Raw genomic sequence first — 22,680 nt, 5'->3', positions numbered from 1 at the left:
TCCGCCCATGCCGATCACATCCAAAACCGTCGAACCGGGGATCGTCGCGGTCACCGTCGACTACCCCCCGGTCAACGCCCTGCCGTCGCGGGCCTGGTTCGAGCTCGGCGAGGTCATCACCGCCGCCGGCAACGACATGTCTACCCACGCGGTGATCCTGCGCGCCGAGGGCCGTGGCTTCAACGCCGGTGTGGACATCAAGGAGATGCAGGCCACCGAGGGCTTCACCGCCCTGATCGACGCCAACCGCGGCTGCTTCGCGGCGTTCAAGGCCGTCTACGAGTGCGCAGTCCCGGTGATCGCCGCGGTCAACGGCTTCTGCGTCGGCGGCGGCATCGGCTTGGTCGGCAACGCCGACGTGATCGTCGCCTCCGACGACGCCAAGTTCGGCCTGCCCGAGGTGGAGCGCGGCGCCCTGGGTGCGGCCACCCACCTGTCCCGGCTGGTGCCGCAGCACATGATGCGCCGGCTGTTCTACACCGCAGCCACCGTCCCCGCCTCGGTCCTGGCCAACTACGGCTCGGTGCACGAGGTGGTGCCGCGCGCCGAGCTCGACGAGGCAGCGCTGCGGGTGGCCCGCGACATCGCGTCGAAGGACACCCGGGTGATCCGGGCCGCCAAGGAAGCCCTCAACCTGATCGACGTGCAGAAGGTCAACTCCAGCTACCGGATGGAGCAGGGTTTCACCTTTGAACTCAACCTCTCCGGTGTCGCCGACGAGCACCGCGACGAGTTCGCCGGTACCGAGAAGGGCGCTAAGAAATGAGCAAGGTAACGACTCTCGACGACGCCGTCGCCGAACTGCGCGACGGCATGACGATCGGCATCGGCGGCTGGGGCTCGCGCCGTAAGCCGATGGCGTTCGTTCGCGCCATCCTGCGCACCGACGTCAAGGACCTGACGGTAGTCACCTACGGCGGACCGGATCTGGGGCTGCTGTGCTCGGCGGGCAAGGTGCGCCGGGCCTACTACGGCTTCGTCTCGCTGGACTCCGCGCCGTTCTACGACCCGTGGTTCGCCAAAGCTCGCACCACCGGTGCCATACAGGCCCGCGAGATGGACGAGGGCATGCTGCGCTGCGGTCTGCAGGCCGCCGCCCAGCGGCTGCCGTTCCTGCCGATCCGCGCCGGTCTGGGCAGCTCGGTGATCGACTTCTGGGAGGGTGAGCTCAAGACCGTCACCTCCCCGTACCCGGTCTCGGCTGCAGAAGGGGGCGGACACGAGACGCTGGTCGCGATGCCGGCGCTGAACCTGGACGCCGCGTTCGTGCACATGAACATCGGCGATGAGCGCGGCAACGCCGCCTACACCGGGATCGACCCGTACTTCGACGACCTGTTCTTGATGTCGGCGCAGCGCCGGTTCCTGTCGGTGGAGAAGATCGTGCCCACCGAAGAGCTGATCGCCACCACGTCGCCGCAGACCCAGGTGATCAACCGGATGATGGTCGACAAGGTGGTGGAAGCCCCGGGTGGCGCCCACTTCACCATTGGCGCAGCCGATTACGGCCGCGACGAGAAGTTCCAGCGGCACTACGCCGAAGCCGCCAAGTCCGACGAGACCTGGGCGGAGTTCAAGGCCACCTACCTGTCCGGCAGCGAAGACGACTACCAGGCGGCGGTTAAGGCATTCGGAGCGGAGGCACAAGTATGACCGACTCACCCACACGCGCCGAGATCTGCGCCGTCGCCTGCGCCGAGCTGTTCCGCGACGCCGGCGAGATCATGGCCTCACCGATGGCCACGGTGCCCTCGGTCGGCGCCCGGTTGGCCCGCCTCACCTTCTCCCCCGACCTGGTGCTCACCGACGGCGAGGCCCGCATCCTGTCCGACACCCCGGCGATCGGCAAGGTCGGGCCGCTGGAGGGCTGGATGCCGTTCAACCGGGTCTTCGAAACCCTGTCGTGGGGCCGGCGCCATGTGATCATGGGCGCCAACCAGATCGACCGCTACGGCAACCAGAACCTGTCGGCATTCGGGCCGCTGCAGCAGCCCACCCGGCAGATGTTCGGGGTCCGCGGCGCACCCGGCAACACCATCAACCACACCACCAGCTACTGGGTGGGCGCGCACTCGTCACGGGTGTTCTGCGAGGCCGTCGACATCGTCTCGGGCATCGGCTACGACAAGGTCGATCCGGCCAACCCGGCGTTCCGGTTCTTCAACCTGGGCGGGGTGGTGACCAACCTCGGAGTGTTCGACTTCGGCGGCCCGGACCACCAGATGCGTGCGGTCTCGCTGCACCCCGGCGTCACCGCCGACGAGGTCACCGAGAACACCTCCTTCGAGGTACACGGCCTGGCCGACGCGGCAACGACCCGACTGCCTGAGGTCGAGGAGCTGCGACTGATCCGCGAGGTCATCGACCCGAAGTCGCTGCGGGACAAAGAAGTCAGAGCATGATGATCCGCCTCCTCCTCGCTCCGCTCTGCATCGTCGGCGGTGGCCAATGAGCCGCATCAAGACCCCGCTGACCGAACTGGTCGGCATCGAACACCCGGTGGTGCAGACCGGGATGGGCTGGGTAGCCGGCGCCCGGCTGGTCTCGGCCACCGCCAACGCCGGCGGACTGGGGATCCTGGCCTCGGCGACCATGACGATCGACGAGCTGGCCGCCGCGATCTCCAAGGTGAAGTCCGCCACCGACAAGCCGTTCGGCGTCAACATCCGCGCCGACGGTGCCGACGCCGGCGACCGGGTGGAGCTGATGATCCGTGAGGGCGTCAAGGTCGCGTCGTTCGCGCTGGCCCCCAAGGCCGAGTTGATCGCCAAGCTCAAAGAGGCCGGCTCCGTGGTGATCCCGTCGGTCGGTGCGGCCAAGCACGCCAAGAAGGTGGCCTCGTGGGGCGCCGACGCGGTGATCGTGCAGGGCGGCGAGGGCGGTGGGCACACCGGCCCGGTCGCCACCACGCTGCTGCTGCCGTCAGTGCTCGACGCCGTCGCCGGTACCGATGTGCAGGTGATCGCCGCCGGCGGCTTCTTCGACGGCCGCGGCCTGGCCGCCGCGCTGTCCTACGGCGCGACCGGTGTCGCGATGGGCACCCGCTTCCTGTTGACTTCCGACTCCACCGTTCCGGACGCAGTCAAGCAGCGCTACCTGGCCGCTGACCTGAGCGGCACAGTGGTCTCCACCCGAGTGGACGGCATGCCGCACCGCGTGCTGCGCACCGAGTTGGTGGAGAAGCTCGAAAGCGGCTCGCGGGCGCGCGGTTTCAGCGCGGCGATCGTCAATGCGGCCAAGTTCAAGAAGATGTCGGGCATGAGCTGGCCGGCGATGGTCCGCGACGGGCTGGCGATGCGGCACGGCAAGGAGCTGACCTGGTCGCAGGTGCTGATGGCCGGCAACACCCCGATGCTGCTCAAAGCCGGTCTGGTGGAAGGCAACACCGAAGCCGGTGTGCTGGCCTCAGGTCAGGTGGCGGGCATCCTGGACAGCCTGCCGTCCTGCGCCGAGTTGATCACCTCGATCGTCGACGAGGCCGTCGAGCACCTGAAGGCCGCCTCGTCCCACATCGTTTAACCCCGAGTGTGAATCTCACGACGCGACTCGCCGAGGCGTCGTCGCGAGATTCACACTCGCGCCGGTCCTCGCCCATCCTGCGGCGAGCATGGCGTCTTCAACCCGGCCGATGAGCGCGGCGCGACGGTATCGCAGCAGCTCGGCGCTTACCCGGATGATCACCCAGCCCAGGGCGGCCAGCGCCCAGTGTCGGTCGATATCGCGCTGCCGCTGAGCCGGATCCGTCCAGTGTTGCTCGCCGTCGTATTCGATACCGACCTTCAATTGCCGGTATCCCATATCGATCCGCGCCACGAATCCGCCGCACTCGTCATGCACCATCATCTGGGTCTCCGGGCGCGGCAGACCGGCGTCGATCAACGCCAACCGGGTGCGGCTCTCTTGCGGCGATTCCGCCCCGCTGTCCACCACCGGCAAGACCCGCCGCAGCCTGTTGAGCCCGCGCGCACCGGGGTGGTCGGCGACAACGCACTCGACTTCGTCGATTCCGAGACCGGTGGCGTTGGCCAACGCGTCGAGCCGCTGCACAGCCAGCAGCCTCGACGACGTTCGCCGTCCGATATCGAAAGCGGTACGCGCCGGGACGGTGACCGCGATCCCGGCGACGTTCGCCACCTCACCCGCTTTCAGCGTGTCGGTGTGCACCACGAGGTTGGCCGGCGGCCTGCGGTTGAGGTGCACCAACTCGGCCGCGAGCCTGGGACTGACCCACTTCGCGCCCAGCAGGGCCGCGGCCGAGTTGCCGGCTACCACTCCCTTGCGCCGCGACCATAGCCAGGCGGCCAGTGCCCGTTGCGACGCATCCAGCTCGATACCCCAGGGCGCGAAGACTCCGGGATAGACCGGTTCGTAGAGCCTCCGCATCGCCCGCTCGGGGATCGCCCTGTCGGCCAACGCTTCAGTACCCAGGAACGGCCAGTCCAATTCCGCCATGGTCGAAGCGTGCGGCCACCGACGAAAACGTGCCGACGACCATCCACAGCCTGCCGAGTGTGAATCTCACGACGCGACACGCTGGGAAGACGTCGTGAGATTCACACTCGGCGGGGCGGTGAAAGGCTAGGCCTCGACCACCATCAGGGTGTGCCCGGTCGGGTCGCGAAGCCAGAACATCGGCGGCACCGGGTCACCCATCCGGGCTACCTGGTCGTCCACGTCCACCCCGAGCTCACGGATCGCGGCGTGCGTGGCGTCGATGTCGTCGGTGGTGAGCGCGATGCCGGTGTCGGTCGGCTCGACCGGCCCGCTCTCCGGCGGGGGCGGAGCCAGCGCGATCCCGGTGTTGCCCTCGGGCGGGTAGACCTCCACCCAGCGGTAGCCATCACCCATGTCGATGTCGGTACGCTTTTCGAAGCCCAGGGACTCGTAGAACGCAACCGCCTTGTCCTGCTCGGGCGTCGGCACGCACACGAGGTTGATCGTCTTCAGGCCGATCTTGGCAGTGCTCATCATGCTCCTTCGGGGTTGGGATGGGTTGGGATGGGTTGGGGAAACTACGAATTGACGCCGTATAGCTGGGCGATCTCCGGCGAGCTGGCCCAGCGACCGTAGGTAGGACCCTGCGGCCAGCCGTCGGGCGAGTCCTGCCACTGCTCCTGACGCCCATAGGGCAACACGTCGATCAGCGGAAAGACGTGGCTGAGCTGCTCTACACCGCGGTGGTTGGTGTGCCAGGTTCGGTAGACCGCATCACCTTGGCGCAGAAAGACATTCACCCCGAACTGGCCGCCTGGAGGCACCCCGACGTCAGTCCCGAACGGGCTGTTGGCGGTGCTGTACCAGGGCATCTGATTGCCGACCCGCCGCTTGTAGGCGATCGCTTCGTCGATAGGCCCCTGCGTGACGATGACGAACCGCGCGTCATAGGCGTCGAGGAAGTCGAGCCGGGTGAACTGCGAGGTATAGCCGGTACACCCCGGGCACTGCCATTCCTGGCCCGGCGACCACATGTGGTGGTAGACGATCAGTTGACTCTTGCCCTCGAACACCTCGGGCAGGCGCACCGGTCCGCTCTCGCCTTCGAGCACATAGTCGTCCATGGCGACCATCGGCAGCCGCCGGCGCTGCGCGGCGATCGCGTCGAGTTCGCGGGTGGCCGCCTTCTCCCGGGCACGCAACGCGTCGAGTTCTCGTTGCCAGGTCTGGTGATCCACGACCGGCGGCGCCTTGAAACCCGTCATCGCTGAAAACCCCCATTGGTATGTGTACGGCGTCTACATTGGTTATGTTCACACCGTACACTTGGACCCGAGGGGGCTGTCAAGAGGTGACTGCGACGAAGACCGGTTATCACCATGGCGACCTGGGGGCGGCACTGATCGACGCCGGCCTACAGCTGACCCGCCTCGGCGGTCCCGAGGCTCTGACCGTCCGGGAGGCGACCCGGCGCGTCGGGGTCTCCCCCAACGCCGCATACCGCCACTTCGCCGACCGCGAGGCGCTGTTGAGAGCCGTCGCGATTGCCATCGGAGACCGCATGGCCGCACGCATGCTGCCATCGGTGGGCCGACGCGGCACCCCGGCGAACCGGGCGCGCAATCAGCTTCGTGCGGTCGGACTGGGCTACATCGGATTCGCGTTGGACGAGCCGGGATGGTTCACCGTGGCCTTCTTCGGTTCCGGTGTCACCTCGGTCGACGACGACGGAGTCCCACCACCGTTTCGCGCACTGGTCACCGCACTGGATGCGATGACGGAGGCCGGTGTGCTGCACGCGAACCGGCGTGCGGGCGCGGAGTGGCCGTGCTGGTCAGCCGTGCACGGATTCGCCGAACTGGCCCTGCGCGGGCCGCTGCGCGGTGCCCCCCGCCCCGACCTGGATGCGCTGGCAGGGCGAACGGTCGACGACATCATCGCCGGGCTGGTGGGGTGAGGCCGCGACCGCGCCGGTTCAGCTGGCTTGGGCGGGCAGATGGATCCCGTTACTGACCGTGATCAGGAACGTGGTGAGGTCGCGCGTGAGGTCGTCGATCGATCGCGGCGGGTCGGTCTGGTGCAAGAAATCAACGATGATCTCGAAGAGTCCCCCGACGGTGGCTACCGCCATCGCCCGGTAGTCGACGGTCTGGCCGGGTAGGGCCTTGCTGCGCCAGAACGACTCGATGAAGTTCGCGGCCCACTTGCGGTTCGCCCGCCGTTGCGCCTCGACCCGCGGCGAGATTCCGGTGCTTTCCCGGAACGCAACGACGGCCACTCGGGGGTCGACGACCAGCTCATGGGCGAACACCGTTAGGACACGGCGCACCGTCGCCTCTTCGGTCTCGTCGGGAGCACCGTGGAGCAACTCGTCCGAGACCCGCGCCTCGATGCGCTCGCCGATCTCGTTCATCAGCGCCAGGTAACAGTCTTCCTTGCTGTCGAATAGCTCGTAGAACGCCTTGTTGCCCACGTAGGCGGTTTGGCAGATCTGCTCGATCGAGGTGTTGACGTAACCGTCTCGGGCAAACAATTCGAACGCTGCGGTCAAGAGTTGCTCGCGGCGCTGAGCTCGACGCTGATCAGCGTCAAGCCCGCGAATCCGGCGCCCCCCTGGTGCCGTCGGAGTCGGTGTTTCCATAAGGCCCGATTTTAGCTGCCAAGGCGCTCGATGATCGTGACGTTAGCGGTGCCCCCGCCTTCGCACATCGTCTGCAAACCGTACCGGCCGCCGGTGCGCTCCAGTTCGTTGAGCATGGTGGTGAACAATTTGGCCCCGGTCGCCCCGAGCGGGTGGCCCAGCGCGATCGCTCCGCCGTTGGGGTTGACCTTGGCCGGGTCGATCGGGAATTCCTTCATCCAGGCCTGCACCACCGGCGCAAACGCCTCGTTGATCTCCACGACGTCGATGTCGTCGATGCTCAGGCCGGTCTTCTCCAGCGCGTAGCGGGTGGCCGGAATCGGGCCGGTCAGCATGATCACCGGGTCGTCGCCACGGGCACTGATGTGGTGGATGCGGGCGCGCGGCTTGAGACCGTGCGCCTGCACTGCGCTTTCCGAGGCGAGCAGTACCGCAGCCGACCCGTCGCAGATCTGGCTGGAGAGCGCGGCGGTCAGCCGGCCACCCTCGACCAGCGTCTTGAGACCGGCCATCTTCTCCAGCGTGGACTCGCGCGGGCACTCGTCCACCCGGAAACCGTCGACGTCGATGATCTCGTTGTCGAAACGGCCCTCGGCGATCGCGGTGAACGCCCGCTGGTGGCTCTGCAGCGCGAAGCGCTCCATGTCCTCGCGGGAGATGTCCCAGCGCTCGGCGATCATCTCGGCGCCGCGGAACTGCGAGACCTCCTCGTCGCCGTAGCGTTCCAGCCACTTCTTCGACTCGTTGGTCGGCGAGGTGAAGCCGAACTGCTCACCGACGACCATCGCCGACGAAATCGGGATCCAGCTCATGTTCTGCATCCCGCCGGCCACAATCAGGTCCGCGGTGCGCGACATGATCGCCTGCGCACCGAACGAGATGGCCTGCTGGGACGAACCGCACTGCCGGTCAACGGTGACGCCCGGCACCCCTTCCGGGAAGCCGGCTGCCAGCCACGCCAGCCGGCCGATGTTGCCGGCCTGGCCGCCGACAGCGTCCACGCAGCCGGCGATCACATCGTCGATGGCGGCCGGGTCGACGTCGACTCGGTCCAGCAGGCCGCGAAAGGCCAACGCGCCCAAGTCGATCGGGTGGATACCGGCCAGCGACCCATTGCGCTTGCCGACGGCGGTACGAACGGCGTCGATGACATACGCCTGCGAAACTTGTGCGGCCATTTCAGACTCCTTCTTTGGTGATACCACCCAGCACGATGGCGAGGTATTGTCTGCCGACTTGTTCGGCGGTCAGTGGACCACCGGGTTGGTACCAACGCACCGATACCCAGGTGGTGTCGCGGATGAAGCGATAGACCAGGTCGACGTCGAGGTCGGGGCGGAAGATTCCCGCTTCAATGCCCTGCTGCAGCACGTCAAGCCACATCTTACGTTGCTGCCGGTTGCGTTCCTCGACGTAGGAGAACCGCTCGTGAGATGACAACCGCTTGGCTTCGTCCTGGTAGATGACGACTTGGGCGTGCCGATGCTCGATCGCGTCGAAGGAGGCCAAGAACAGTCCCTTGAGGCGCGCCAGCGGATCCGTTTCGCTGTCGACGATCTGCTGATACCGGGCGAACAACCAGTCCAGGAAGTCGCGCAGCACCTCGTCGACCATCTCCTCTTTGGAGGAGAAGTGGTGGTACAGACTGCCGGACAAGATCCCAGCGGCGTCGGCGATGTCGCGCACAGTCGTGGCACGCAGGCCACGCTCGGCGATCATCGCCGCCGCCAGGTTCAGGAGTTCGTCACGGCGCGTCATGGCATCAGGCGCGCTGGCTGGAAACCGAGATGACCTCGCCGGTCAGGTAGCTGGAGTAGTCACTCGCCAAGAACGCGATGGTGGTGGCGATCTCCCACGGCTCGGCGGCCCGGCCGAACGCCTCGTCGTCGGCAAGCCGGTCCAGCAGTTCGGACGAGCTGGTCTTCTCCAGGAACTTGTGCCGGGCGATCGACGGCGAGACGGCGTTGATCCGTACCCCGTACTCGACGGCCTCGATCGCGCTGCACCGGGTCAGGGCCATCACGCCGGCCTTGGCCGCGGCGTAATGCGACTGCGAATGCTGTGCACGCCAACCCAATACGCTGGCGTTGTTGACGATCACCCCGCCGTGCGGGGCGTCGCGGAAGTAGCGCAGCGCCGCCCGGGTCGCCCGCATCACCGAGGTGAGCGTCACGTTGAGCACGCGGTCCCACTCGTCGTCGGTCATGTCGATGACCGGGGTCTGCCCGCCGAGTCCGGCGTTGTTGACCAGCACGTCGAGACGGCCCATCTTCGCCACGGCCTCGTCGAACAGCGCGTCGACCGCTGCGGTGGAGGTGACATCGCAGACCACCGCCTCCACCCGGCCCAGCCCGAGGCCGGCCAGTTCGTCGCGGGTCTCGCCGAGGCGGCGTTCGTGGTAGTCGGAGACCACCACGTCCGCGCCTTCGAGCAGCGCACGCCGCGCGGTGGTGGAGCCGATCCCGGTGCCCGCGGCGGCGGTCACCAGGACCGTCTTGCCCGCCAATAGGCCGTGCCCGGCGATCTCTTCCGGCGTCTTGGACAGATCCTTGGACGTCGAGCTCATCCCTTTGCCTCCCGGGGTAGGCCGAGAACCCGCTCGGCGATGATGTTGCGCTGAATCTCGTTCGACCCGCCGTAGATGGTGTCCGAGCGGGTGAACAGGTAGAGCCGCTGCCACTCGTCGAATTCGCCCTCGTGCAGCACCAGCGAGTCGCGCCCGATCACGTCCATCGCCAGCTCGCCCAGGTCACGGTGCCAGTTGGCCCACAACAGTTTCGATACGTTGTCCTGGCCGGGCTGCTCGACGTCCATGGTGGCCATCGCATACGACCGCATCGCCCGCAGGCCGACCCAGGACCGGGTCAACCGCTCACGGATCAGCGGGTCTTCGGCGGCCCCGTTGCGCGCCGCGAGCTCAGCCAGCGAAGACAGCTCACGGGCGTAACGGATCTGCTGGCCCAGTGTCGACACGCCACGCTCGAAGGTGAGCGTGCCCATCGCGACCTTCCAGCCGTCACCGGGCTCACCGACCACCAGGTCCGCGTCGGTGCGCGCGTCGTCGAAGAACACCTCGTTGAACTCCGAGGTGCCGGTGAGCTGCACGATCGGCCGGATCTCGACGCCGGGCTGGTCCAGCGGCACCAACAGGTACGACAGCCCGTTGTGCCGCTTGGAGCCCTTCTCGGTGCGGGCCACCACGAAGCACCACTGCGACAGGTGCGCCAGGGACGTCCAGACCTTCTGGCCATTAATCACCCACGCATCGCCGTCGAGCACCGCGGTGGTGGCCACATTGGCCAGGTCACTGCCGGCACCGGGCTCGGAGTAGCCCTGGCACCACAGCTCGGTGACATTGCGGATGCCGGGCAGGAACCGTTGCTGCTGCTCGGGCGTACCGAAGGCGATCAGGGTCGGGCCCAGCAGCTCTTCGCCCAGGTGATTGACCTTGTCGGGCGCGTCGGCTTTGGCGTACTCCTCATAGAACGCCACCCGGTGCGCCACCGACAGGCCGCGCCCGCCGTGTTCCACCGGCCAGCCCAGACAGGTCAGGCCGGCGTCGGCCAGATGGCGGTTCCACGCCATCCGCTCCTCGAACGCCTCATGCTCCCGCCCCGGGCCGCCGAGGCCCTTGAGCTCGGCGAACTCCCCGACCAGGTTGTCGGCCAGCCATGCACGGACCTCAGCCCGGAACTCCTCGACTGCTTGCACCCTTGTAGGCTAACCTACCAAGCACTTGCTCGGCTACGAGCCGTCGAGCCCCGGGAGCCCGCGCTGACGGCGATGCAGAGTTCAGCGACGGGGAGGAGCAGCGCCTATGAGTACAGAACCGCAGACCACACCTGCGGCCCTGGACCACATCGCGCGTGCGCTTCCCGACCATGACGCCCTGGTCACCGAGGACAAACGCTTCACCTACGCCGGCCTGCGCGATGAAGTGCGACGGGCCGCCGCGGCCCTGATCGCCCTGGGCGTGGAGCCCGGCGACCGGGTTGCGCTGTGGTCGCCCAACACCTGGCATTGGGTGATCACCTGCCTGGGCACCCATTACGCCGGCGGGGTGCTGGTGCCTTTGAACACCCGCTACACCGCGCCAGAGGCCGCCGACATCCTGTCCCGCAGCCAGGCCAAGGTGCTGGTCGGCATGGGCCGCTTCCTCAAGACCGACCGGCTCACCGAACTGGACCGGGACCAACTGCCCGATCTGCAGCACGTCATCCGGATTCCGGTGGATGTCGCCGACGGAACCTGGGACGAGTTCATCGCCGCCGGGGCCGCGGTGCCGGCCGCCGACGTCGACGCCCGTGCCGCCGCCGTCGGACCTGACGATCTCTCCGACATCCTGTTCACCTCCGGGACCACCGGCCGCAGCAAAGGCGTGCTCTGCGCACACCGCCAGTCGCTGGCCGGCCCGGCGGCTTGGGCCCAGTGCGGCCAGATGACCGAGCAGGACCGCTACCTGTGCATCAATCCGTTCTTTCACAACTTCGGCTACAAGGCCGGCATCCTGGCCTGCCTGCAGACCGGGGCCACGCTGATCCCGCAGCTCACCTTCGACCCGGCCGGCGCGTTGCGCGCAATCGAATCCCACCGGATCACCGTGCTGCCCGGACCGCCCACCATCTACCAGACCCTGCTGGATCACCCCGAGCGTGACCAACACGATCTGAGCTCGCTGCGGTTCGCGGTCACCGGAGCGGCCACCGTCCCGGTGGTGCTGATCGAGCGGATGCAGACCGAACTGGACATCGACATCGTGCTCACCGCTTACGGGCTGACCGAATCCGGCGGGTTCGGCACCATGTGCCGCGCCGATGACGACGCCGTCACCGTCGCCACCACCTGCGGGCGTCCGATCGGCGACTTCGAGCTGCGGCTGGAAAGCACCGGCGGCGCTTCGGATTCCGGCGAAGTACTGCTGCGCAGCGCCAACATCATGATCGGCTATCTCGATGATCCGGAGGCCACCGCCGCGGCGATCGACGAGCAAGGCTGGCTGCACACCGGCGACATCGGGACCGTGGACGCCGCCGGGAACCTGCGAATCACCGACCGGCTCAAGGACATGTACATCTCCGGCGGCTTCAATGTCTATCCGGCCGAGATCGAGCAGGTCCTGGCCCGCCTCGACGGCGTGGCCGACGTGGCGGTGATCGGCGTGCCCGATGAACGGATGGGCGAAGTGGGCCGCGCCTTCATCGTGCGCCGGGCCGGGTCGACTCTGGACGAGCAAGCGGTGATCGCTTACGCCCGTGAACATTTGGCGAACTTCAAGGCACCGCGATCGGTGACCTTCACCGACTCCCTACCGCGCAATCCCGGCGGCAAGGTGGTCAAGCATGAATTGAGAGAGTGGGCCTAGATGGACCTGAATATTGATGCAGAGGTCGAGGAGTTCCGTTTGGAGGTCCGCGACTTCCTGGCCGCGAACTCCGACAAGTTCCCGACTGAGTCCTATGACACCGCCGAGGGTTTCGAGCAGCACCGTCGCTGGGACAAGGTGCTCTTCGACGCCGGCCTGTCGGTGATCGCCTGGCCGAAGAAGTACGGCGGGCGCGACGCCAGCATGCTGCAGTGGGTGGTGTACGAGGAGGAGTACTTCCGCTCCGGTGCGCCCGGCCGGGCCAGCGCCAACGGCACCTCGATGCTGGCGCCGACGCTGTTCGCGCACGGCACGCAAGAGCAGCTGGACCGGGTGTTGCCGAAGATGGCCAGCGGCGAAGAGATCTGGGCGCAGGCGTGGTCGGAGCCGGAGTCCGGCAGTGACCTGGCTTCGCTGCGTTCGACGGCCACCAAGGTCGACGGTGGCTGGAAGCTCAACGGGCAGAAGATCTGGAGCTCACGCGCCCCGTTCGGTGAGCGCGGCTTCGGGCTGTTCCGCTCCGACCCCGAGGCCCAGCGCCACCACGGCCTGACCTACTTCATGTTCGACCTCAAGGCCGACGGGATCACCGTGCGTGCCATCGAACAGCTCGGCGGTGAGACCGGCTTCGGCGAAATCTTCCTCGACGATGTCTTCGTGCCGGACAACGACGTGATCGGTGTGCCCAACGAAGGCTGGCGCGCCGCGATGAGTACGTCGAGCAACGAGCGCGGCATGAGCCTGCGCAGCCCGGCCCGATTCGTGGTGGGCGCCGAGAAGCTGGCGGCCATGTGGAAGCAGCACGGCAGCGATCCGGTGTTCACCGACCGCGTCGCCGACGCCTGGATCAACGCGCAGGCCTACCGGTTGCAGACGTTCGGCACCGTGACCCGGCTGGCTGCCGGCGGCGAACTGGGCGCGGAGTCCTCGGTGACCAAGGTGTTCTGGTCCGACCTCGACGTTGCCCTACACCAGACCGGCCTGGACATCCGCGGCGCCGACGGCGAACTCGCCGACGCCTGGACCCACGGCTACCTGTTCTCGCTCGGCGGCCCGATCTACGCCGGCACCAACGAGATTCAGCGCAATATCATCGCCGAGCGGCTGCTGGGCCTGCCCCGGGAGAAGAAATGAAATTCGATCTAGACCAAGAGCAGCGCGACTTTGCGGCCAGCATCGACGCGGCCCTGGGTGCCGCCGACGTGCCCGGCGCGGTGCGCGCCTGGTCGCAGGGCGACGCCGAGCGGGGTCGTCAGGTGTGGAATCAGCTGGCCGAGCTGGGCGTGACTGCGCTGGCGGTGCCGGAGGAGTTCGACGGCATCGGCGCCCATCCCGTCGACGTGGTGCTGGCCATCGAGGCGCTCGGCCGCTGGTGCGTGCCCGGCCCGGTGGTGGAGTCCATTGCGGTGGCGCCAATCCTGCTGGCCGGCTCGCCCGATGCCGGCACGCAGCTGGCCGGCCTCGCCGCCGGTGAGCTGATCGCGACTGCGGCACTGCCGCCGCGCACCCCGCGGGCCCTGGATGCACAGATCGCCGACCTTGTTCTGCTGGCCGAGAACGGGACGGCGTCGATCGCCCAGGCCGGTACCCGTCACGCCTCGGTGGACCCCAGCCGGGCGCTTTTCGATGTCACCGCCAACGGAGCGGCCTGGGACACCGACACCGCCCGCGCCTACGAGATGGGCGCCCTGGCCACCGCCGCGCAGCTGATCGGCGCCGGGCAGGCGATGCTGAACACCGCCGTCGACTACGCCAAGCAGCGCACCCAGTTCGGCCGCGTGATCGGCGGCTACCAAGCCATCAAGCACAAGCTGGCCGACGTGCACATCGCGCTCGAGCTGGCCCGCCCGCTGGTGTACGGGGCAGCGCTTTCGTTCGCCGACAACTCTTCCGATACTGCCCGCGACGTCAGCGCCGCCAAGGTGGCCGCATCCGACGCCGCCCTGCTGGCCGCGCATTCGGCGCTGCAGACCCACGGAGCCATCGGCTTCACCAGCGAGTGCGACCTGTCGCTGTGGCTACTGAGGGTGCAGGCCCTGCGTCCCGCGTGGGGAGATCCGACCGCGCACCGGCGTCGAGTGTTGGAGGCGATCTAAGTGGCCCGTAACGACGAACGCGACCTGCTGCGCCAGACCGTGGCCGCACTGGTCGACAAGCACGCCACACCCGAAGCCGTGCGCGTGGCGATGGAGTCCGAGCGCGGCTACGACGAATCCCTGTGGCAGCTGCTGTGCGAGCAGGTCGGCGCCGCCGCCCTGGTGGTGCCCGAGGAGCTCGGCGGCGCCGGCGGCGAACTGGGTGATGCCGCAGTCGTTCTCGAGGAGCTGGGCAAGGCCCTGGTGCCCACCCCGCTGCTGGGCACCATCCTGGCCGAGCTGGCACTGCTGGCCGCCCCCGAGCCCGACGCCGAAACGCTGGAACAGCTGGCGGAGGGCGGCGCGATCGGAGCGGTCGTCTTCGGTGACGACTACGCCGCCAACGGTGATATCGCGGATGTCGTCGTGGGCGCCCAAGACGGGCAACTGCAGCGCTGGACCGAATTCAGCACCGAGCCGGTGGCCACCATGGACCCCACCCGGCGCCTGGGCCGGATCACCCCCACCGCGACCGCAACCATCGGTGACGACCCGGGCATCGCGGACTACGCGGCGATCCTGCTGGCGGCCGAGCAGATCGGCGCCGCGACCCGCTGCCTGGAGCTCACCGTGGAGTACACGAAGAGCCGGGTGCAGTTCGGCCGGCCGATCGGCAGCTTCCAGGCGCTCAAGCACCGGATGGCCGACCTGTACGTAGCCGTGTCGGCCGCCCGCGCCGTCGTCGACGACGCGATCGCCGAGCCATCGGCGACCTCGGCCGCGCTGGCGCGCGTGGTCGCCAGCGAGGCATTCTCCAAGGTGGCCGGCGAGGCCGTGCAGCTGCACGGCGGTATCGCGATCACCTGGGAAAGCGACATCCAGCTGTACTTCAAACGCGCGCACGGCAGTTCACAGTTGTTCGGCCTGCCGGCACAACATCTTCTCCGGTTGCAGGCCGAGGTGCTGTAGCAGCCCCGTACGGTAGCCGCATGTGCACCCGACTGGTTTATCTCGGCCCGAACGGCAACATCATCACCGGGCGGTCCATGGACTGGAAGCTGGATCTGGCGACCAATCTGTGGTCGTTGCCGCGAGGCATCAAGCGCGACGGCCGGGCCGGGGCGAACTCCGCCACGTGGACCGCGAAGTACGGCAGTGTGGTGGCCACCGGCTACGACATCTGCACCACCGACGGTTTGAACGAAGCCGGGTTGTCCGCCAACCTGCTCTGGCTGGCCGAATCGGTGTATCCGCAATACGACGGCAGCCGGCCCGGCCTGTGCATCTCGGTCTGGGCGCAGTACGCCCTGGACAACTTCGCCACGGTCGCCGAAGCGGTCGCAGCGCTGAGCACCGAAGCGTTCCAGGTGGTCACCGACGGCGTACCCGGCGAGGACCGGCTGGCCACTCTGCACCTGTCACTGTCGGACGCCACCGGTGACAGTGCGATCGTGGAATACGTTGACGGCAAGCAGGTGATCCACCACGGGCGCCAGTACCAGGTGATGACGAACTCGCCGATCTTCGACCAGCAGCTCGCCGTGAACGCCTATTGGGAACAGCTTGGCGGCACCGTCATGCTGCCGGGCACCAATCGAGCCGCGGACCGGTTCGCGCGGGCTTCGTTCTACGTCAACGCGATTCCGAAGGCCGACGACATGAAGATCGCGCTCGCCTCGGTGCTCAGCGTGGTGCGCAACGTGTCGGTGCCGTTCGGCATCTCCACACCGGGCGAGCCGAATATCTCCTCGACCCGCTGGCGCACCGTCGCCCACCACACCCGCAAGCTGTACTGCTTCGAGTCGGCGCTGACGCCCAACGTGTTCTGGGTGGACCTGGCCAAGCTCGACTTCGCCGACGGCGCCGCGGTGCGCAAACTCGACCTCGGCTCCGACGACAGCAATATCTTCGCCGGTGAGACATCGGCGAACTTCGAAGTCGCCGAACCATTCACCTTCTTGGCCCTGAACACGTGAGCACACTTCGTCGCGTGGCCACCGCCTCGCTGTCGGTCGGGCTGGCCGCCCTGGTGCTGGCCGCATCGGCCACGGCTGAGCCGGGGCCGCAGTGGTCGGGACTGGATGCGCGCGCCTACGCCGGTGCCATTCCCGCCGACGGGGAGCTGATCACCTCGGCACCACTGGACCCGGCACTGTCAGTGACCGGCGCCGCCCAAGCATTCCGGATCCTGTACGCCACGCCCGACCAGCACGATCGACCCGCGGTGAGCACCGCAGCGGTCTTCGTGCCGCGCGGCGCGGCCCCGGCGGGGGGATGGCCGGTGATCGCGTGGGCGCACGGCACCGTCGGTCTCGGCGACGACTGCACCCCGTCGGCCCGGCCACGCAGCCCCCGCGACAACCAATACCTGTCGCACTGGCTCGACCAGGGCTATGTGGTGGTCGGCACCGATTACGTCGGGCTCGGTACTCCAGGCCTGATGAGCTATCTCAACAGTGCCACCGAAGCGCACTCGGTGATCGACTCCGTGCGAGCCGTCCACCAGCTGGACCTGCCGCTGTCCCCCAAGTGGGCGATCGTCGGGCAGTCCCAGGGCGGCGGTGCGGCGATCAACAGCGCCTGGTGGGCCGCCCGGCTCACCGCCGGCACCGGCCTGGACTATCGCGGCGTGGTGGCCACCGGGACCCCGGCCAACATCGAACGGCTGGTCATGGAGGCCGGCCCCGATCTGCCGCCGCAGTCGGTGCCGCCGGCGGCGATCAGCTACACCTCGTACATTGTGGCTGCCCTGCGCGAAGCGCATCCCGAGATTCCCATCGACAGTGTGCTGACTCCGCGCGGGCACGAGCTGGCAGACCGGGCGGAAACGGTGTGCAAACCGGAGCTGGATCAACAGGTGTCGGGAACGACGCTGAACGAGCTGTTCAGCGCACCGGTGAGTTCGCTGGACGGTATCGGCGCCGCGCTCGATCGCTTCATGGGCACCCCGACCGACGGGTATGACCGGCCGATCTTTCTCGGACACGGCCTGCGCGACACCGACGTGCCGCCCCGGTCCAGTCAGACGCTGTACCAGCAGCTGATCGACAACCACCAGAATGTCGAGCTGCACATCTATCCCGACCAGGACCATTCGGGCACGGTGCTCGCCTCGATGCCGGACTCCACCCGGTTCCTCCAGCAACTGATGACAGGGTGAATCGCATGACCAACCAGCTCGACCGCACGGCGCTGCGCGCCGGCATTCCACCGTTCCACGTGATGGACGTCTGGCTGGCCGCCGCCGAACGCCAGCGCAGCCATGGCGATCTGGTGAACCTGTCGGCCGGCCAGCCCAGCGTGGGCGCACCCGAGCCGGTGCGCGCTGCCGCCGCGGCGGCCCTGCAGGCCAACGAAATGGGCTACACCGTCGCACTGGGCATCCCGGAGCTGCGCTCGGCCATCGCCGGCTCGTACGCCGACCGCTACGGCCTGGACGTCGACCCCGACGACGTGGTGGTGACCACCGGCTCGTCGGGCGGATTCCTGCTGGCATTTCTGGCCTGTTTCGACGCCGGCGACCGGGTGGCGATCGCCAGCCCCGGCTATCCCTGCTACCGCAACATCCTGACCGCGCTGGGCTGCGAGGTGGTCGAGATCCCCTGCGGGCCCGAGACCCGCTTCCAGCCCACCGCAGCCATGCTCGCCGAGATCGAAGGGCCGTTGGCCGGGGTGATCGTCGCCAGCCCGGCCAATCCGACCGGGACCGTCATGGAACCGGCGGAGCTGGCCGCGATCGCCGCCTGGTGCGACGCAGCCGGGGTGCGACTGATCAGCGATGAGGTGTACCACGGCCTGGTCTACGAGGGCGCTCCGCAGACCAGCTGTGCGTGGGAGACCTCCCGAAACGCGGTGGTGGCCAACAGCTTCTCGAAGTACTTTGCGATGACCGGCTGGCGATTGGGCTGGCTGCTGGTGCCGCCGGCATTGCGCCGGGCGGTGGACTGTCTGACCGGCAACTTCACCATCTGCCCCCCGGTACTGGCCCAGTACGCGGCGGTCGCCGCGTTCACCCCGGAATCCATCGCCGAATCCGATGGCCACCTGCGGCACTATGCCGCCAACCGGGAGCTGCTGCTGGGCGGCCTGCGGAGCATGGGCATCGAGAAGTTGGCGCCCACCGACGGGGCGTTCTACGTCTATGCCGACCTCGCAGAGCACACCGACCATTCACTGGGGTTCTGCGCCCGCCTGCTGGCCGACACCGGTCTTGCGCTGACGCCGGGAGTCGACTTCGACACCGAGCGCGGCAACACCTTCGTCCGTCTGTCGTTCGCCGGCCCCACCGCCGACATCGACGAAGCCCTGCGCCGGCTCCGCGGTTGGCTGCCGCTCCGGTAGGTTTACCTTCCGAGCTGGAAATACCTGATCGAAGGGACCACTGCTATGCGCATCACCACGACTTCTGGCCCTGCTCTCGCGGCGGTCCCAGCTTCGCCTCTGCTCCGTCGAGGCTCGCTGAACCGCCTGGCGCTCGGCGCCGCAGCCGTCGGCATCCTCGGGGCGGTGGCCGCATCCACGCTGACGACCAGCAACCCGGCCGATGCCGCACCCGGTGCCTGCACGGCTGCCGGGCTGTCCACCACTGCCAGCGGCGTCTTGGGCCAGGCCGGTGGATTCCTCAACGACCACCCGGAGACCAACGACGTGCTGACCGCCGCAGCCACCATGCCGGCGGATCAGGCCAAGTCCTCGGTGCAGGGCTACTTCATCGGCCACCTCGACCAGCTGGCAACCCTGCAGGGCATCGCCCAGCCGCTCACCGACCTCAAGAGCCAGTGCGGGATCGCGGTCTCCCCGACCCAGCTGGCCATGCTGCTGGAGACCGTCAGCAAGTAGGTCCGGGCCATGGCCCTGGCGATCAATGACCACGAACGGGCCGCGCTGGCGCAGGCGGCCGGTTTCGGGCTTTTCGCCGCAATCACCGGACGCCGGTCGCGGCGGTTCCCCGTGGGCGGCGCCATTCCCGCCGGTGCGCTGGCCTACACCAGCCGCCGTCCGGTACAGCCGTTGTCGGAGGTCGAACGGGCGCTGCTGCTGTCGCTGATGGCCGGCACCACCGGATGGCACGACGGCATCGCGCACCATCCCGGGTACGCCCCGGCGCTGCCGAACTACCCCGGCAGCGCCACCGGGCGGGCCATCCCGTCGGCGGCGGGTTTTCACACCAGCCAGCTGTTCTTCACCGACGACACCGGCTGCTACCTGCTGCCCACACGCGACCAGGCGCCACGGGAGTTCGACACCATCGAGGAGTGGATCGGCCACACCGCCGATTCGTATGTGCGGCTCTCGGATTCTCGCCTGGAACTGCCCGCCGAAGAGCCCTACATGGAGGGCCACAACACCTGGATCGGCAACCACCCGGGCAGTCTGCTGGCATTCAACGTGGCTGACCTGGCCGAACACCTGCTGGAGAATCTGTGGTTCTTCGCGGCCAACGGTTATCCGATCACCGATGACATCACTGGCCGCAACATCCCAGGCGTGCAAGCGTTTTCCGGTCTGGCGCATGCCGCCGACCCGATACCGCTGTCGTTCGTAGAGCAGTACACCCTGACCGAGGCCAGTGCCGAGTTGTCCATCGCGGCCCACAACGGGGCGCTGGGCCTGCAGGCGATGGGCTTGGGCGGCTGGATCTTCGACGGCCTGGACCGGTTGTCGGTCCTGGGCGGCTCCGGTGACCCGCGTGCACCCGGACTGGGATTCGTCGCCGACACCGATCCGCGCTGGCCGTTCCCGAATGTCACCGGCTTACCCGGCTACTTCGAGACGCTCAGTCCCCCGCATGTCACCTCGGTCGCCGAGGGTGTGCGCAAGCTGATGGTCCGCAAGTTCGGACCGGGCGGGCCGTCGCACCCCGAAACCCCGGGTCCGTGGTCGGACAGTCGGGCCGTGCGCGGTTCGGCACTGCCACCGGACGGCATCGCCGAACTGGTCACCTGCGAGGCGTCCTACATTTACGACACCTTCGGCAAACTGCCGGGCACCGTCCCGACCGTGCACGTGCTGATGTACCTGCAGGCCCAGCATCTGGACACCGATTTCTACGACGAGTTCTACTCCCCCGGTGCGTATCTGCGCACCCACGCCGAGCACCAGCGATGCTGGCACGGCTCATGACCGCCGGCGTGCTCCCCCGATGACGGTGTAGACCAGCCCCACCGCCAACAACGCGAACTTGGCCAGTGCCGCGCTACGGGCAAGCCGGGCGTTGGTGTCGACGCCGACGCCGTCGAGGGCTTTGAGCAATGCCACCCCCTCGATCGCATCGCCGGCCACCGCGCCGATCGGCAACAGCCGCAGTGCGATCGGATGACCATGGCGACTGCGGGCCCGCTCGATGAGCAACAGTGCCAAGGTTCCGTAGGTGAGCATGTAGCCGAAGTCGAGCCACAGCGACCAGCGCGCCCACCGACGGCCCTCGGATCCCCAGGCGGTCAGGATCTCCTGGACTCGCTCGGCATTGCCGGCCAGCTCAAACGGAATGATGCCGGGGCCACCCGTCTTGCGCATCCCGCGCTCCAGCACCAGCATCACCGCGGCGTAGGCGAGAGTCGCCACCGCCGACCAGCCAAGTCGCTTCACCCGGTGCATGGTAGGCACCAGCGCGCCCCGCGAGTGTGAATCTCACGACGCGACACGCCGCGTCGTCGTCGCCGGATTCACACTCGTGGCGAGGAATTACAGCCAGGTGTCGTCGGTGGTGGCGGTGAGGAACGCCTCCAGGTCGTCGCGCCAGTGCGCCGGAGTGGTCTTGTCCGGCTCGATGCCGGTGTAGTCGCCGCGGTAGAACAGCAGCGGCCGCGGCTTCACCTCCGGGATATCCGACAGCGACTGCACCGCGCCGAACACCACGAAGTGGTCGCCACCGTCGTGCACCGACGCCACCGTGCAGTCGATGTGGGCCAGCGATCCGGCCAGGATCGGCGACCCCAACGGGGACGGGCTCCAGTCCACGCCGGCGAATTTGTCCGGTTCGCGGGAGCCGAAGCGGGCGCAGACGTCCTTCTGCTCCTCGGCCAGGATGTTGACGCAGAACTTTCCGCTGGACTCGATGGCCAGCCAGGACCGCGACTGCTTGGTCGGGCAGAACAGCACCAGCGGCGGGTCCAGCGACAGCGCGGCGAACGACTGGCAGGCGAAACCGACCGGCACCTCGTCATCCACCGTGGTGATGATGGTGATGCCCGTGCAGAACTGGCCCAGTACGTTGCGGAACGCACGCGGGTCGATCGAGAGGTCGTCAGTCACTGCTACTGCATACCCACAGTGAAGTCATGCCCCCAGAGGCTGACCGCGGTGCTCTCCCGAGCCACCCAGTCATCGTCGTCGACCTCGAGGCCTTCGCAGCCGAACTCGATCTGAAAACCGCTGGGCGCCTTCATGTAGAACGACAGCATCTTGTCGTTGACGTGCCGTCCCAGGGTGGCGGCCATCGGCACCTTGCGGCGGTAGGCGCGGTCCAGGGCGAGCCCGACGTCGTCGGCGCTCTCCACTTCGACCATCAGGTGCACGATTCCGGTCGGAGTCGGCATCGGCAGGAAGGCCAGGCTGTGGTGACGCGGGTTGCAGCCGAAGAACCGCAGCCAGGCCGGGTCGCCGTCAGCGGGGCGCCCGACCATCTGCGGGGGCAGCCGCATCGAGTCACGCAGCCGGAATCCGAGCACGTCGCGGTAGAAGTGCAGCGCCTCGGCGTCGTCCTTGGTCGACAGCACCACGTGGCCCAGGCCCTGTTCTTCGGTGACGAACCGGTGCCCGTAGGGGCTGACCACGCGGCGGTGCTGCAGCGCCACCCCGTGGAAGACCTCCAGGTGATTGCCCGACGGGTCGTCGAACGCGATCATCTCCTGGACGCTGCGCTCGGCCAGCTCCGCGGCGGTGGCTTCCTTGTAGGGCGTGCCCTCGGCGTCCAGGCGCTGCCGAATCTCGGCCAGCCCTGCGGCGTTGGCGCATTCCCACCCCGATACCAGCAGCCGGTCGGTGTCCCCCGGCACGATCACCAGGCGGGCGGGGAACTCGTCCATCCGCAGGTACAGCGCACCGTCGGTGGTACCGGATCCCTCGACCATGCCGAGGACCTTCAGTCCGAAGTCCCGCCAGGCCGCCATGTCGGTGGCCTGGATCCGCAGGTAGCCCAGCGAACGGATACTCATCGGTGATACCTC

General features: G+C 67.9%; 25 protein-coding genes. 14 read left to right on the top strand and 11 right to left on the bottom strand.

Annotation, left to right across the window (positions count from 1 at the left end):
- Positions 1–7: 7 nt before the first annotated feature.
- From echA20 to ipdC, 4 genes are read left to right on the top strand one after another with little or no spacing between them, the layout of a single operon-like run.
- Positions 8–766, top strand: a complete 759-nt coding sequence (echA20, locus tag ACJH71_RS20110; protein ID WP_406759742.1) for a (7aS)-7a-methyl-1,5-dioxo-2,3,5,6,7,7a-hexahydro-1H-indene-carboxyl-CoA hydrolase — start codon at positions 8–10, stop codon at positions 764–766.
- On the top strand, positions 763–1,653 hold the full coding sequence (gene ipdA / locus ACJH71_RS20105) for a cholesterol ring-cleaving hydrolase subunit IpdA (RefSeq protein ID WP_406759741.1): 891 nt from the start codon (positions 763–765) through the stop codon (positions 1,651–1,653). Before echA20 ends, ipdA begins: the two co-directional genes overlap by 4 nt.
- Positions 1,650–2,402: a cholesterol ring-cleaving hydrolase subunit IpdB gene (gene ipdB / locus ACJH71_RS20100; protein WP_406759740.1), complete on the top strand. Its 753-nt coding sequence runs from the start codon at positions 1,650–1,652 to the stop codon at positions 2,400–2,402. The genes ipdA and ipdB overlap by 4 nt, the downstream gene beginning before the upstream one ends.
- 46 nt (positions 2,403–2,448) lie before the next feature.
- Positions 2,449–3,519 (top strand): (3aS,4S,5R,7aS)-5-hydroxy-7a-methyl-1-oxo-octahydro-1H-indene-4-carboxyl-CoA dehydrogenase, encoded by a 1,071-nt coding sequence (ipdC, locus tag ACJH71_RS20095; RefSeq protein ID WP_406759739.1) that lies wholly within the window; start codon positions 2,449–2,451, stop codon positions 3,517–3,519.
- Positions 3,520–3,534: 15 nt separating this feature from the next.
- Here ipdC and ACJH71_RS20090 read toward each other — a convergent pair whose 3' ends face one another.
- From ACJH71_RS20090 to ACJH71_RS20080, 3 genes are all read right to left on the bottom strand, one after another.
- Positions 3,535–4,452: an endonuclease domain-containing protein gene (locus ACJH71_RS20090; protein ID WP_406759738.1), complete on the bottom strand. Its 918-nt coding sequence runs from the start codon at positions 4,450–4,452 to the stop codon at positions 3,535–3,537.
- Between the two features lie 126 nt (positions 4,453–4,578).
- Complete coding sequence (locus tag ACJH71_RS20085) at positions 4,579–4,968, bottom strand: VOC family protein (RefSeq protein ID WP_406759737.1); 390 nt, start codon at positions 4,966–4,968, stop codon at positions 4,579–4,581.
- A 44-nt stretch (positions 4,969–5,012) separates the two neighbouring features.
- Positions 5,013–5,699, bottom strand: a complete 687-nt coding sequence (locus tag ACJH71_RS20080; protein ID WP_406759736.1) for a DUF899 domain-containing protein — start codon at positions 5,697–5,699, stop codon at positions 5,013–5,015.
- Between the two features lie 86 nt (positions 5,700–5,785).
- Between ACJH71_RS20080 and ACJH71_RS20075 the strand changes: the two genes are divergently transcribed.
- Positions 5,786–6,391, top strand: a complete 606-nt coding sequence (locus ACJH71_RS20075; RefSeq protein WP_406759735.1) for a TetR/AcrR family transcriptional regulator — start codon at positions 5,786–5,788, stop codon at positions 6,389–6,391.
- Positions 6,392–6,409: 18 nt separating this feature from the next.
- Here the strand turns inward: ACJH71_RS20075 and ACJH71_RS20070 are convergent, their stop codons facing one another.
- From ACJH71_RS20070 to ipdE1, 5 genes are read right to left on the bottom strand one after another with little or no spacing between them, the layout of a single operon-like run.
- On the bottom strand, positions 6,410–7,075 hold the full coding sequence (locus ACJH71_RS20070) for a TetR/AcrR family transcriptional regulator (protein ID WP_406759734.1): 666 nt from the start codon (positions 7,073–7,075) through the stop codon (positions 6,410–6,412).
- 11 nt (positions 7,076–7,086) lie between these two features.
- Positions 7,087–8,253, bottom strand: a complete 1,167-nt coding sequence (gene fadA6, locus ACJH71_RS20065) for a steroid 3-ketoacyl-CoA thiolase FadA6 (protein ID WP_406759733.1) — start codon at positions 8,251–8,253, stop codon at positions 7,087–7,089.
- Between the two features lies 1 nt (position 8,254).
- On the bottom strand, positions 8,255–8,833 hold the full coding sequence (kstR2, locus tag ACJH71_RS20060) for a TetR family transcriptional regulator KstR2 (protein ID WP_406759732.1): 579 nt from the start codon (positions 8,831–8,833) through the stop codon (positions 8,255–8,257).
- Between the two features lie 4 nt (positions 8,834–8,837).
- Positions 8,838–9,641, bottom strand: a complete 804-nt coding sequence (gene ipdF, locus ACJH71_RS20055; RefSeq protein WP_406759731.1) for a (5R,7aS)-5-hydroxy-7a-methyl-1-oxo-2,3,5,6,7,7a-hexahydro-1H-indene-carboxyl-CoA reductase — start codon at positions 9,639–9,641, stop codon at positions 8,838–8,840.
- Positions 9,638–10,786, bottom strand: coding sequence for an acyl-CoA dehydrogenase IpdE1 (gene ipdE1, locus ACJH71_RS20050; protein WP_406759730.1), 1,149 nt, complete (start codon positions 10,784–10,786; stop codon positions 9,638–9,640). Before ipdE1 ends, ipdF begins: the two co-directional genes overlap by 4 nt.
- Before the next feature lie 106 nt (positions 10,787–10,892).
- Here ipdE1 and fadD3 point away from each other — a divergent pair, with 106 nt between their 5' ends.
- The 9 genes from fadD3 to ACJH71_RS20005 all read left to right on the top strand — a co-directional run bounded on the left by fadD3 (position 10,893) and on the right by ACJH71_RS20005 (position 20,635).
- Positions 10,893–12,437, top strand: a complete 1,545-nt coding sequence (gene fadD3, locus ACJH71_RS20045) for a 3-((3aS,4S,7aS)-7a-methyl-1,5-dioxo-octahydro-1H-inden-4-yl)propanoate--CoA ligase FadD3 (RefSeq protein ID WP_406759729.1) — start codon at positions 10,893–10,895, stop codon at positions 12,435–12,437.
- Positions 12,438–13,571 carry an acyl-CoA dehydrogenase family protein gene (locus ACJH71_RS20040; RefSeq protein WP_406759728.1) on the top strand — a complete coding sequence of 378 codons (1,134 nt, stop codon included), beginning with the start codon at positions 12,438–12,440 and terminating at the stop codon, positions 13,569–13,571.
- Positions 13,568–14,533 carry an acyl-CoA dehydrogenase family protein gene (locus tag ACJH71_RS20035; RefSeq protein WP_406759727.1) on the top strand — a complete coding sequence of 322 codons (966 nt, stop codon included), beginning with the start codon at positions 13,568–13,570 and terminating at the stop codon, positions 14,531–14,533. Before ACJH71_RS20040 ends, ACJH71_RS20035 begins: the two co-directional genes overlap by 4 nt.
- A complete protein-coding gene (locus ACJH71_RS20030; RefSeq protein WP_406759726.1) occupies positions 14,534–15,481 on the top strand; it encodes an acyl-CoA dehydrogenase family protein in 948 nt (315 codons plus the stop codon).
- Between the two features lie 20 nt (positions 15,482–15,501).
- Positions 15,502–16,488 carry a linear amide C-N hydrolase gene (locus tag ACJH71_RS20025; RefSeq protein ID WP_406759725.1) on the top strand — a complete coding sequence of 329 codons (987 nt, stop codon included), beginning with the start codon at positions 15,502–15,504 and terminating at the stop codon, positions 16,486–16,488.
- A 14-nt stretch (positions 16,489–16,502) separates the two neighbouring features.
- The gene (locus ACJH71_RS20020; RefSeq protein WP_406759724.1) at positions 16,503–17,672 is read left to right on the top strand and encodes an alpha/beta hydrolase family protein; all 1,170 of its coding nucleotides are present in this window, start codon (positions 16,503–16,505) and stop codon (positions 17,670–17,672) included.
- Positions 17,673–17,677: 5 nt separating this feature from the next.
- The gene (locus tag ACJH71_RS20015; RefSeq protein WP_406759723.1) at positions 17,678–18,853 is read left to right on the top strand and encodes a pyridoxal phosphate-dependent aminotransferase; all 1,176 of its coding nucleotides are present in this window, start codon (positions 17,678–17,680) and stop codon (positions 18,851–18,853) included.
- A gap of 165 nt (positions 18,854–19,018) precedes the next feature.
- On the top strand, positions 19,019–19,351 hold the full coding sequence (locus ACJH71_RS20010) for a heme-binding protein (protein ID WP_406759722.1): 333 nt from the start codon (positions 19,019–19,021) through the stop codon (positions 19,349–19,351).
- A 9-nt stretch (positions 19,352–19,360) separates the two neighbouring features.
- Positions 19,361–20,635 carry a hypothetical protein gene (locus ACJH71_RS20005; RefSeq protein ID WP_406759721.1) on the top strand — a complete coding sequence of 425 codons (1,275 nt, stop codon included), beginning with the start codon at positions 19,361–19,363 and terminating at the stop codon, positions 20,633–20,635.
- Here the strand turns inward: ACJH71_RS20005 and ACJH71_RS20000 are convergent.
- The 3 genes from ACJH71_RS20000 to hsaC all read right to left on the bottom strand — a co-directional run bounded on the left by ACJH71_RS20000 (position 20,630) and on the right by hsaC (position 22,668).
- On the bottom strand, positions 20,630–21,100 hold the full coding sequence (locus tag ACJH71_RS20000) for a hypothetical protein (protein ID WP_406759720.1): 471 nt from the start codon (positions 21,098–21,100) through the stop codon (positions 20,630–20,632). The two genes, ACJH71_RS20005 and ACJH71_RS20000, sit on opposite strands and share 6 nt — an antisense overlap.
- A 96-nt stretch (positions 21,101–21,196) precedes the next feature.
- Complete coding sequence (hsaB, locus tag ACJH71_RS19995; RefSeq protein WP_406759785.1) at positions 21,197–21,748, bottom strand: 3-hydroxy-9,10-secoandrosta-1,3,5(10)-triene-9,17-dione monooxygenase reductase subunit; 552 nt, start codon at positions 21,746–21,748, stop codon at positions 21,197–21,199.
- A 20-nt stretch (positions 21,749–21,768) separates the two neighbouring features.
- On the bottom strand, positions 21,769–22,668 hold the full coding sequence (hsaC, locus tag ACJH71_RS19990; protein WP_406759719.1) for an iron-dependent extradiol dioxygenase HsaC: 900 nt from the start codon (positions 22,666–22,668) through the stop codon (positions 21,769–21,771).
- Positions 22,669–22,680 lie beyond the last annotated feature (12 nt).

It is taken from the genome of Mycobacterium sp. SMC-15 (genome assembly GCF_045310925.1).
Lineage (GTDB): Bacteria > Actinomycetota > Actinomycetes > Mycobacteriales > Mycobacteriaceae > Mycobacterium.
The sequence above is the reverse complement of the archived record's forward strand: the minus strand, read 5'-3'. Positions and strand labels throughout refer to the sequence as shown.